Genomic DNA, 11,600 nt, shown 5'->3' on the forward strand with positions numbered 1-11,600 from the left:
CCGGTGATGCGGGCCTCGCGCGCCGCCTACGTCCGGGTGCTCGGCGGCGTCGAGCGGCGCTTCGGCTGGGCTGCGACGGCCGCCCTGCTGCTGACTCTCGGGGGGGCTGCCGCCCTGCCCTATTTCGGCGGCACCTTCCTGCCCGACCTCAAGGAGGGCCACCTGATCCTGCACATGGCGGCCGCCCCTGGCACCTCGCTGCAGGAATCGCTGCGGCTCGGCACCCGCATTACCGCCGGCCTCAAGGCGGTGCCGGGGGTGCGGGCCGTGGCGCAGCAGGTCGGCCGGGCCGAGGCCGGGCAGGACACGGCCGGCACACATTACAGCGAGATCCACATCGACCTCGAGCCCGGCCTCGACGGCGCGGCGCAGGGGCGGAGCGAGGCCGGCATCCGCGCGCTGATGGCGGGCACGCCCGGCGCCGCGTTCTCGCTCAAGACCTTCCTGACCGAACGCATCGAGGAGACGGTCTCGGGCTACACCGCGCCGGTGGTGATCAACGTGTTCGGCGCCGACCTCGACCGGATCGAGGCGGCGGCCCGCGACGTCGCCCGCGAGCTCGCCGAGGTGCGGGGCGCGGCCGACGTGCAGCAGCAATCGCCCGCCGGCCTGCCGCAGATCACCGTGTCCCTACGCCGGAACGACCTGCGCCACTGGGGCCTCGACGCGATCGAGGTGTTGGAGATCGTCCGCACCGCCTACCAGGGCGACGTGGTCGGCCAAGCCTACGAGGGCAACGCCGTCTTCAACGTCATCGTCATCCTCGATCCTGCGACGCGGGCGCACCTCACCCGCCTCGGCGACCTGCCGCTGCGGACCCCGAGCGGCAGCTACATCCGACTGGCCCAGGTCGCCGACGTGTACGAGACCGCGGGACGCTACCAGGTCCAGCACGCGGGCGCGCAGCGGGTGCAGGCGGTGACCGCCAACGTGACGGGGCGCGACGTGGCCTCCTTCGTCGAGGCGGCCAAGCGCAAGGTCGCCAAGGAGGTCGCCCTGCCGCCGGGCGTCTACGTTGCGTTCGAGGGCGCCGCCGAGACGCAGGCGCGGGCGCGCGCCGACCTGCTGACCTATTCGGCGCTGGCCGGCCTCGGCATCGTGCTGCTGCTCGCGGTGGTCACCGGCTCGGTGCGTAACCTCCTCCTGGTGCTGGTCAACCTGCCCTTCGCCTTCGTCGGCGGCGTGCTCGCGGTTGCGGCGACCGGGGCGGTGATCTCGCTCGGCTCGATCGTCGGCTTCGTGACGCTGTTCGGGATCTCGCTGCGCAACGCGATCATGCTGATCGCCCATTACGAGCATATGGTCGCCCGCGAGGGCCGCAGCTGGGACGCCGCGACCGCCTCGGAGGGGGCGGGGGACCGGCTGGTGCCGATCCTGATGACATCGCTGGTCACCGGCCTCGGCCTGCTGCCCCTGGCGCTCGGCGCCGGCGAGCCGGGGCGCGAGATCGAGGGACCGATGGCGATCGTCATCCTGGGCGGGCTCGTCACCTCGACGGTGCTGAACCTCGCGATCCTGCCGGCGCTGGCCTTGCGCTACGGCCGGTTCGTGCGGGCGACCTAGAAGCGGAGCTTCGCGCATCCCGCTTGGCTGGATCCCGGATCTTCCCTCCGCTTCCGCTCCGGTCGTCCGGGAAACGGCGGCTGCGCTCACGGATGGGCCGCGCCCGCATTCCCGGACGCCTGGAGCGTCAGCGGAAGGCGATCCGGGACCCAGCGTGCGACGGGCCGCGAAGCGGCTCCACCTTGTGCTACCCCTCCAGCGGCTCGTCGCCGAGCATCTCGATGCCGAAGCCGGACAGGCCGACATAGGCCCGCGACGAGGTCGAGAGGTTGCGGAACGAGACTACGCCGAGGTCGCGCAGGATCTGGGCGCCCAGGCCCACCTCGCGCCACTGGCGCACGCGCTGCGCCTCGGTGCCCTCGTCGGCGACGCGGTTGAGCGGCACGCCGGCGGTGCCGTCGCGCAGGTAGACGAGGATGCCGCGTCCTTCCTTCGCGAAGCGGCGCATCACCGTCTCGATCTGGCGGCCGCCCTCGATAACGTCGGCGACGACGTCCGAGCGGTGCAGCCGGACCAGCACGTCACGGCCGTCGCCGATCTCGCCGTGGACGAAGGCGAATTGCTGGATCGCCTCGAACGGCGTCGTGTAGGCGTAGCCGGTCATCGGCCCAAATTCGGTCTGGACCGGGAAGTGCCCGACCCGCTCGACCAGCCGGTCGCGCGCCTGGCGGTAGGCGATCAGGTCGGCCACCGACACCCGGGCGAGATGGTGCGCCTCGGCGAAGGCCGTGATCTGCGGCCCCTTCATTACCGTGCCGTCGTCGTTGGCGAGTTCGCAGATGACGCCGACGGGGGGCAGGTCGGCGAGCTTGCACAGGTCGACCGCGGCCTCCGTATGCCCTGAGCGCATCAGCACGCCGCCGTCCCGTGCGATCAGCGGGAAGACGTGGCCGGGGCGGACGAAGTCGTCGGCGCCCATGTTGCCGTTGGCGAGCGCCCGGACGGTGTTGCAGCGCTGCTCGGCCGAGATGCCGGTGGTGAGCCCGTGCTTCACGTCCACCGTGACGGTGAAGGCGGTGCCGAGCGGCGCGTCGTTCGAGGCGACCATCGGCGCGAGGTTGAGGCGTCGCGCCTCCGAGGTCGTCACCGGCGCGCAGACGATGCCGCAGGTGTTGCGGACGATGAACGCCATCTTTTCCGGCGTGCAATGGATCGCGGCGACGACGAGGTCGCCCTCGTTCTCGCGGTCGTCGTCGTCGGTGACGACGACGATCTCGCCGCGGGCGAAGGCTTCGATGGCGGAGGTGACGGAGCTGTGAGGCACGGTTCGGTACTCGAATGAGCTTTGCGTCCGGGGACGGTCAGGCGTCGGGCGCCGCGGTCAGGAGCCGACTTGCCCCCGATGGCGGAGATGGTGATCGGCGAGCACGCACGCCATCATCGCCTCGGCGACGGGCACGGCACGGATGCCGACGCAGGGGTCGTGGCGGCCCTTCGTGATCAGGTCGACGTCGCGGTTGTCGCTCGTGACGGTGCGCCGGGGCGTGAGGATCGACGAGGTCGGCTTCACCGCGAACCGCACCACGATCGGCTGGCCGGTCGAGATGCCGCCGAGCACGCCGCCGGCATGGTTGGCCAGGAAGGCCGGGCGCCCGTCGTTGCTGGCGCGCATCTCGTCGGCGTTGTCCTCGCCGCGAAGCGCCGCCGAGGCGAAGCCGTCGCCGATCTCGACGCCCTTGACCGCGTTGATCGACATCATCGCGGCGGCGAGATCCGCATCGAGCTTGCCGTAGATCGGCGCGCCGAGGCCCGGCGCGACGCCCTCGGCCACCACCTCGATCACGGCGCCGATCGACGAGCCGTCCTTTCGGATCGCGTCGAGGTAGGTTTCGTAAAATTTGGCGGTCTCGGCGTCTGGGCAGAAGAACGGGTTGTTGCCGACCTCGTCCCAGTCCCAGCGCGACCGGTCGATCGCGTGCGGGCCCATCTGCACCAACGCCGCGCGGATCGTCACTCCGGGAATCACCTTGCGGGCGATGGCGCCGGCCGCCACCCGCGCCGCGGTCTCCCGCGCCGACGAGCGCCCACCGCCGCGATAGTCGCGAAACCCGTACTTGGCGTCGTAGGCGTAGTCGGCGTGACCCGGGCGGTAGCTGTCGCGGATTTCGGAATAGTCCTTCGAGCGCTGGTCGGTGTTCTCGATCGTCAGCGCGATCGGCGTGCCGGTGGTGAGCTGGCGCCCGCCCGTGCGGTCGTCGGCGAAGACGCCGGACAGGATCCGCACTTGGTCCGGCTCGCGGCGCTGGGTGGTGAAGCGCGACTGGCCGGGCTTGCGCCGGTCGAGCTCGGCCTGGATCTCCTCGGCCTCGAGCGCGAGCCCGGGCGGACACCCGTCGACGACGCAGCCGAGGGCGACCCCGTGGCTCTCGCCGAAGGTGGTGACGCGGAACAGGTGGCCGAACGTGTTGTGGGACATCGTGCGCGTGCTCTAGCGCGCGGGCGCCGGGGGCACAAATCGGGCGCGCTTCCCTCCCCCTTTGCTGGGGCGGGAGAAGTGCGCTGCACGGTCAGTCGAACACGAGCCCGCCCCGCGCCTTCAACGCCCGATAAGCCTCGATCCCGACCGCAAGGTCGCGCCTCAGCCGACGCTCGTCGCCCAGCGCATCGAGATCGTAGGCGAGGCCGAGGATGTGGGCCGCCGCGTAGCCCTCGGGCAGCGGGCCTTCCCTGCCGAGATCGATCGCGGACAGCGGCAGCCGGTCGGCAAAATCCGACATCCGCGCCCGCAGCGCGTCGCCGCTCCGGCGCAGGAATCCTTCCGCATCCGGCCCATGCTCACGGATCGCCGCGACGGTGCCCTGCACGAGGCAGAAATAGACCTGCTGCCGATGCGCCGGGAACAGGTAGACGCGGTAGTAGCCCCGCGTCGCGCTGGTGGTGATCGCGGGATCGAACACCGCGAGCCAGGGCACCGCCGCCCAATGCGTGCCGCGGCCGGGGCTGCCCTTCACGCAATAGCCGCCGCCGATCGGTTCGAGCGCGCGCCGCATCTCGTCGGGCGCGCTTCTCCGGATCACAGCTGCGAGCGGGTGCCCGGCCGGCGGGTCGAGGTGGGCCTCGGGGTATTCCTCGACGATCCGTCGAAGGGCATGGCCGAGGCTCAAGACCCGGACGAATCCCGCGGACGGGCCAGCACGCCGCCGGTCATCGGTTCGCGCACGCCGGTGGTCGAGGGGAACGTGATCGGCAGGCCCTTGAGCGAGCGCACGGCCAGGTGCGCGAAGGCCTGGGCCTCGAGGAAGGCCGAGGACCAGCCGATCGCGTCCGCCATCGTGATCTCGGCGCGCAGGTGATAGTTCAGCAGCCGCACCAACTCGCCGTTTCGGGCCCCGCCGCCGGCGACGATCCAGCGGGCCGGGATCTCCGGTGCGTGGTCCAGCGCCCGGGCGACCGCGCGGGCGGTGAAGGCGGTGAGCGTCGCCGCGCCGTCCTCGGTCGAGAGCTGGCCTGCGAGCTTGTGCGAGAACCAGTTGCGGTCGAGCGACTTCGGCGGCCGCCGGAAGAAGAACGGGTGCGTCAGCAGCCAGGCCAGCAGCGGCTCGTCGGCGCGGCCGCGCGCGGCGGTCCGGCCGCCGTCGTCGAGGTTCTTGCCCTCGCGCTCCTGCATCCACTCGTCGATCAGCGAGTTGCCCGGTCCGGTGTCGAAGGCGATCACGCCGCCCTTCGAATCGATCAGCGTCGCGTTGGCGACGCCGCCGATGTTGAGGATGCCGAACGCCCCCTCGAAGCCGGAGGCGGCGGCGAGCGCCTGGTGGAACACCGGCACGAGCGGCGCTCCCTGCCCGCCCGCCTCGATGTCGGCGCGGCGCATGTCCGAGACCACGGGGATGCGCAGCCGGTCGGCCAGCGCCTGGCCGTCGCCGATCTGGATCGTGATGCGCTGGTCGGGCCGATGGATCACCGTCTGGCCGTGGAAGCCGATCACGTCGATCTCGCCGGCCGCGAGCCCGTTCTCGGCGAGGAACTGCTCCACCGCCTGCGCATGCGCCTCGGTGACGAAGGCCTCCGCTTCGGGCAGGCGGCCGGGCCGGTCGCCCGGCGCGACCACGCCCTCGGCATCCTTGGTGGCGGCGCGCAGCAGCCCCTTCTCCTCCTCGGAATAGCCGCGGTATCCGGTGGGGCCGAGGGGCTCGAGGTAGTTGTTGTGGCCCCGCACCACGTGAACGGCCTCGCCGTCGGTCTCGATCAGGGCGACGTCCACGCCGTCGAGGGAGGTCCCGCTCATCAGGCCGATCGCGCGCATCATGGTCATGACCTGCCCCCGTGCCTTTCGCCGGTCGCCCTGCTATGAGTGCGGCTCGCAAAACCCCCGATCCCCGTGGGCGCCTCCGCTGGCGCCGCCGACGCGACGGGGGTTGTGCGAGTGACACCCAAGCCGCCTCATGCCCTTTTGCGAGCGGACGCGCCAGCCGAGCGGGATCGCATCCCGTGCCGCCGCCCGGCGTCCCGCCTCGAACCGAGAAGCCTGCATTCCCATGACCGCCGCCGAGCCCCTCGCGCCCAAGCCCTTCGCGCCCAAGTCCGAGTTCCTCAAGGTGCTCGCCGAGCGCGGCTACGTGCACCAATGCTCGGACTTCGCCGGCGTCGACGCGGCGGCGGCCGAGGGGCGCCTGACCTGCTACGTCGGCTACGATTGCACAGCGGCTTCGCTCCATATCGGCCACCTGCTGTCGATCATGATGCTGCACTGGCTGCAGAAGACCGGCGGCCGGCCGATCGCGCTGATGGGCGGCGGCACCACCCGCGTCGGCGATCCCTCGGGGCGCGACGAATCGCGAAAGATATTGAGCCTGGAGCAGATCGAGGCGAACAAGGCCGGCATCCAGAAGACCTTCGCCCGCTTCCTCGCGTTCGACGGCTCGCCCACCGGCGCGATCATGGTCGACAACGCCGATTGGCTGACCAAGCTGAACTACATCGAGATGCTGCGCGACGTCGGGCGCCACTTCTCGGTCAACCGCATGATGTCGATGGACAGCGTGCGGATGCGCCTGGAGCGCGACCAGGAACTCTCGTTCCTGGAGTTCAACTACATGATCCTCCAGTCCTACGACTTCGTCGAGCTGAACCGCCGCCACGGCTGCACGATGCAGATGGGCGGGTCCGACCAGTGGGGCAACATCGTCAACGGGATCGACCTCGGCCGCCGCATGGGCGTGCCCGGCCTCACCGGACTGACCTGCCCGCTGCTCACCACCGCGTCCGGCGCCAAGATGGGCAAGACCGCCGCCGGCGCGGTCTGGCTCGATGCGGAGATGCTGAAGCCTTACGATTACTGGCAGTTCTGGCGGAACACCGAGGACGCCGACGTCGAGCGCTTCCTCAAGCTGTTCACCTTCCTGCCGCTGCCCGAGATCGCCGAGCTCGCCGCGAAGGGGGGGGCCGGGATCAACGAGGCCAAGGTGCGGCTCGCCACCGAGGCGACGGCGCTGATGCACGGCCGCGAGGCGGCGGACGCCGCCGCCGAGACCGCGCGGAAGACCTTCGTCGAGGGGACGCTGGCCGAGGACCTGCCGAGCGTCACCGTCTCGCGCGACCTCGTTGACGCGGGTCTGGGCGTGCTCTCGGCCTTCGGCCCGGAATACGCCAAGCTGGTGCCGTCCACGAGCGAGGCCCGCCGCCAGATCAAGAGCGGCGGCCTGCGCATCGACGACGTGGTGCTCACCGACGAGCGCGCCGTGCTGCGCACCGCCGACTTCGCCAAGAACGGCGTGCTCAAGCTCTCCTTCGGCAAGAAGCGCCACGTGCTGCTGCGCGTGGCGTGAGCGCGCTCGACCGAGCGAGGCCCGGAACGGGTCTCGGCCTGGTCGATTCGCGGCGACCGTGCGTCAGTGGATGCCGCCGCTGGCGGTGATGACCTCGCCGGTGAGCCAGCGGGCCTCGTCGGAGGCCAGGAACGCGACGACGTCGGCGATGTCGTCCGGCCGGCCGGCGCGGCCGAGCGGCGTCTGCGCCACGAAGCCGGCCTCCATCTCCGAGCCGGCGATGCCGGCCGCGTGCGTGCCTTCGGTCACCACGTAGCCCGGGCTGACGACGTTGACCCGGATCTTGCGCGGCGCGAGCTCGTTGGCGAGAACGCCGGAGATCGCGTTCACCGCGCCTTTTGTGCCGGCGTAGACCGAAGCGGTCGGCGTGTTGACGTCCGTGATCGCCGACGAGATGTTGACGATGCTGCCGCCCTCGCCGAGGTGCTTGGCGGCCGCCTGGCTCGCCAGCAGCACGCCGAGCACGTTGACGTCGAACAGCTTGTGGTAATGCGCCTCGGTGATCGCCTCGATCGCCGCGAACTCGTACAGGCCGGAATTGTTGACCAGCACGTCGAGCCGGCCGAACTGCGTCACCGCCGCCTCGACGAGGGCCTGCGCCTGCGCCGCCTGCGAGACGTCGCCCTGGACCGCGACCGCCTTGCCGCCCGACGCGGTGATCGCCGCGACCACCGCGTCCGCGCCGGCCTTGCTCGACGCGTAGTTGACCACCACCGCCGCGCCCTCCTTCGCCAGCCCCTTGGCGATGGCGGCGCCGATGCCCTTCGATGCGCCGGTGACGACGGCGACTTTGCCCGCGAGCTTGGACATGTATGCTAACCCCTTGGCATGGGCCGGCTCCGGGATGGCCGCCTTTGTCCCATAGTTCGGTAATTCAGAACTAACTGAGTTCGGTTCAAGCCCCCACATGCCGAAAAGATGAGATCTCTGTTCCACCCCGCGATCGAGGACGTTCGCCCGGACGCGATCCTCCACGCGTTGTCCGATCCGAACCGCGCGGCGATCTTCGCGCAGATCATGCGGGCGGGCTGCGTCGACGCCTGCTCGGCTTTGGCCACCCTCGGCGACCGGGTGATCCCGAAGTCGTCGCTCTCGACCCACTTCAAGGTGCTGCGCGAGGCCGGCCTGATCCGCAGCGCGCGGCATGGCGTGGAGATGCGGAACGAAGCCCGGTTCGCCGAGGTCGAGGCGCGCTTTCCGGGCCTCCTCGGCGCGATCGTCAACGCCTACGCGTCGGATGCCGGCTGCGACGCGATGCGGGTGCCGGCCGCGGAGTAGTCCGCCCGGCCGATCGACCTACCGGCGATTCGCCGCGCGCGATCCGGCCCCTCAGCGGTCGCCGCCCTGCACCGCCGGGGGCACGCCGTCGGCGAAGTTCGAGCCGCCGCCCGCGCTGAACAGCTTTCGCAAGAAGCCCGGTGCCACGGCCGAGAGCGGGTTCACGCTCACGTCCGGCGCGTTGAGCTTGCCCGAGACCCGGAAGTTGACCGCGAACAGGCCCTCGTTGTGGCCACCGCCGAGCAATGGGCCGATCACCGGAACCTGCGAGACGATGTTGTTCAGGCCGTAGAGCGGCACGAAGGTGCCGTTGATGTCGGTGCGTTCGCGGGCGGTGTCGAGGAAGCCCGACAGGGTGAAGCCCATCGCTGCGTTCGAGATCGCCGCGTCGGAGAAGTCGACGCGCGAGCCGGTGCGGACGAAGTTCGCCCGCATCCGGTCGAAGGCCACCGCGCTGCCCTGCCCCGCCACCGTGCGCTTGCGCCCGCGGGCGTCCACGGTCTCCACCGTCTCCGGCCCCTGGGCCATGATGCTCGACAGGGCCGGCTCGTTGCGCAGGGAGAACTCGCGGATCTGCACGACGCCGGCCTGCGGGCCGTCGCTGAGCACGATGCCGAGGTTGAGCCGGCCGCCGTACATCCGCCGGTAGACGTCGACGAAGCGCAGCGTCGCGCCGGCGTCGCCGGATTCGATCGCCAGCGTCGGCGCGCCGCGTTCGCCCTTGGTCACGCTGGCCACGAACGGGGCCGAGCGGAACTTGCCGCTCATCGCGGCCGAGCGTACGTCCTTGCCGCGCAGGGTCAGCCTGACGTTGGCGTTGGTCAGCGCCTCGTCGTTGAAGCCGGTGAGGATGCCGAGCTGGATCTCCGCCTCGATGTCCTTCGGGCTGGCGTCGCGCTGGCCCTTGCCCTCGGGCGCGGTCATCATCTTCAGGAACGGCCGCGCGTCGGCCACCGCGCCCTTCACCGCGACCCGGTAGCCGTTGCCGCTGCGCTCCAGCGAGACCCGCATGTCGTCGCCGGGCGAGAGCTTCAGGTTGGTCAGGTCCGCCCGCTCCAGGCCGCCCTCGCTGCCGAGCGAGGCGTTGCCGCGTGCCGAGGCCACGCCGGCATCGAGCACGATGTCGCGCAGGTCCATCCCGGGGCCGGTGTCGACGAGCGCGAAGGTCAGGCGCCCGGCCTTGCCCGCCGCCTTGGTCAGGCCCGGCACCAGCCCGTCGATGCCGGCGCGGGCGAGATCCGCCTCGACGCGGATCGGCGGCCTCGTCGCCCCGGCCTTGACCAGGGGGATCGTGGCCTTGACCGCGATCGGCCCGGAGAGTTGCGGCGCCGTCGGCAGGCCCTTGCGCGCCCGCAGGGCGTCGTCGGCGGTGAGGTTGACCAGCACCTCGCCGGCGCCGCCGGCCTTGGCCTGGTGCATGTCGATCGAGACCGGTGCCCCCGACAGCTTCGCGTCGCCCTTCAGGGTGAAGCCGCGCGGATCGTAGCTCACGGCGAAGCGGCCGGATTCAAGCTTGTCCTTGCCGACGACCTTGTCGACGGTCAGGTCGCTGAGCGTGCCGGTGACGGCGACCGGGAGGTCCGGCAGGTCGGGGATGTGCTTGAGGTCGAGCGGGAAGCCGATCCGCAGGTCGGCTTGGCCCTTCACCGTCGCCGGGTCGAGCTCGACGCCCGAGAGCGCCTTGAACATCTTGGTCTGGAGCAGGGCGGCCAGCGCGTCGGCGCCTCCCGACAGGCGCAGGCCGATGTCGGCCACGACCTTGTCGGGCGCGATCTCCGGGATGACGAAGGCGCCCTCGGAAATGTTCAGGGCGCGCCCGTCGGCCATGCGGATGTCGGCGGTGACGTTCCGGATCCGGGTGGTGCGCCCGGTGATCGTGCCGGCGACGGTGCCCCGGGTCAGCGGCGGCGCGTCGGCCGAGACCTCGAGCGTCGCGTCCGAGACGCGGAAGTCGATGTGCACCGCGTTGTCCGGCATCGGGTCGCCGCGCGTCGCCGCGGCGAGCTCGGCGCCCGACATGTCGACGGTGATGTCGACCGCGTCGATGCGGCCGGCGCGCAGCTCGTCGACGAGGTAGTTGCGCGCGCCCGGCGCGATGTTCTCCGGCCAGAGCCGGAGCGCCGTGCGGGCCTCGCTGTCGCTGGCGGTGACGTGGAGGGTGAGGCCGTCGTCGTCGGCGGTGGTGCCGAGCGTGCCGCTCATGTTGCCGTGGATGCCGGCGCCGGTCATGGCGAAGCTGTCGATGGCGATGCCGCCGGCCCGGCCGGTGAGATGCCCGTCCATCGCCGAGATCGTCACCGGCTTGTCCTTGGCCGCTGCGCCGCGCAGGGTCGCGTTCCGGCTCGACAGGGTGGCGGTCCAGGCGAAGTCCTCGCCGGCCTTGGCCTCGGCCCAGGTGCCGGTGAGGTTCACGGCGTTGCCGGCGCCGAGGTAGTCGAGCCCGTCGAGCGTCATCACCCGGGCGGCCTCGTCCCAGCTGAAGGCGGCGTTCAGGCTCTCGACGGTGACCGGGTTGAAGTCCTTCTCCTCGACGAGGAAGGTCCCGTCGCTGGTGCGCAGCGTCGCCTTCATCGCCTCGATGCGACCGCCGTCGAGGGCGACGTCGGCCCGCGCCGAGAGCTTCAGGTCGGTGGTGAAGGGCAGCTTGGATTGGCCCGACAGCAGCAGCAGGTCGGTGGCCGGCAGGTCGTCGAGGGTGATGATGCCGGTGCGCCGGGTGCCGCCGGCCTCGCGCAGCGTGCCGCCGAAGCGCCATTGCCCGTGCGGTCCGTCGATGCGCAGCTCGAACAGCCGCGCGTCCTGCTTCGGGTCGCGGCCGAACAGGCCGTTGACGTGCTCGAACACCGCGCGCTCGCGGGCGTCGTCGTCGATCAGCGTCAGGCGGGCGTTGGTGATGCGGGCGCGGTCAAGCGCGCCGACGACGCCGGCGGAATCGAGCACGACGCCGAAGATCGAGGCGGTGGCGGCCGAGAGCGGCGAGACCACGCCGCGGGC

9 protein-coding genes are annotated in these 11,600 nt (G+C 71.3%); 3 read left to right on the forward strand and 6 right to left on the reverse strand.

The genetic code is table 11. The features are described from left to right. Positions 1-1,563, forward strand: a 1,563-nt coding sequence (locus FV222_RS07890) for an efflux RND transporter permease subunit (RefSeq protein WP_147813758.1), incomplete at its 5' end; no start/stop codon positions are given. A gap of 187 nt (positions 1,564-1,750) precedes the next feature. Here FV222_RS07890 and ribB read toward each other — a convergent pair. From ribB to FV222_RS07910, 4 genes are all read right to left on the reverse strand, one after another. Further along, entirely contained in the window at positions 1,751-2,827 is a 1,077-nt protein-coding gene (gene ribB, locus FV222_RS07895) for a 3,4-dihydroxy-2-butanone-4-phosphate synthase (protein ID WP_147762234.1), read from the reverse strand. Between the two features lie 57 nt (positions 2,828-2,884). Beyond that, positions 2,885-3,979: a chorismate synthase gene (gene aroC, locus FV222_RS07900; protein ID WP_147762235.1), complete on the reverse strand. Its 1,095-nt coding sequence runs from the start codon at positions 3,977-3,979 to the stop codon at positions 2,885-2,887. Positions 3,980-4,070: 91 nt separating this feature from the next. Continuing rightward, positions 4,071-4,667 carry a DUF3578 domain-containing protein gene (locus FV222_RS07905; RefSeq protein ID WP_147762236.1) on the reverse strand — a complete coding sequence of 199 codons (597 nt, stop codon included), beginning with the start codon at positions 4,665-4,667 and terminating at the stop codon, positions 4,071-4,073. Beyond that, positions 4,664-5,815 carry an anhydro-N-acetylmuramic acid kinase gene (locus FV222_RS07910; RefSeq protein WP_147762237.1) on the reverse strand — a complete coding sequence of 384 codons (1,152 nt, stop codon included), beginning with the start codon at positions 5,813-5,815 and terminating at the stop codon, positions 4,664-4,666. The genes FV222_RS07905 and FV222_RS07910 overlap by 4 nt, the downstream gene beginning before the upstream one ends. 223 nt (positions 5,816-6,038) lie before the next feature. On the opposite strand from FV222_RS07910, the gene tyrS reads away from it, so the two are divergent. Then, entirely contained in the window at positions 6,039-7,328 is a 1,290-nt protein-coding gene (tyrS, locus tag FV222_RS07915) for a tyrosine--tRNA ligase (protein WP_147762238.1), read from the forward strand. Positions 7,329-7,391: 63 nt separating this feature from the next. Here tyrS and FV222_RS07920 read toward each other — a convergent pair whose 3' ends face one another. Continuing rightward, complete coding sequence (locus FV222_RS07920) at positions 7,392-8,138, reverse strand: glucose 1-dehydrogenase (protein ID WP_147762239.1); 747 nt, start codon at positions 8,136-8,138, stop codon at positions 7,392-7,394. A gap of 108 nt (positions 8,139-8,246) precedes the next feature. On the opposite strand from FV222_RS07920, the gene FV222_RS07925 reads away from it, so the two are divergent. Next, positions 8,247-8,606: a helix-turn-helix domain-containing protein gene (locus FV222_RS07925; protein ID WP_147762240.1), complete on the forward strand. Its 360-nt coding sequence runs from the start codon at positions 8,247-8,249 to the stop codon at positions 8,604-8,606. A gap of 51 nt (positions 8,607-8,657) precedes the next feature. Here the strand turns inward: FV222_RS07925 and FV222_RS07930 are convergent. Continuing rightward, positions 8,658-11,600: DUF3971 domain-containing protein (locus FV222_RS07930; protein ID WP_147813760.1), on the reverse strand; the 2,943-nt coding region annotated here is incomplete at its 5' end.

This window comes from Methylobacterium sp. WL103 (assembly GCF_008039885.1).
Classification (GTDB): Bacteria; Pseudomonadota; Alphaproteobacteria; order Rhizobiales; family Beijerinckiaceae; genus Methylobacterium; species Methylobacterium cerastii.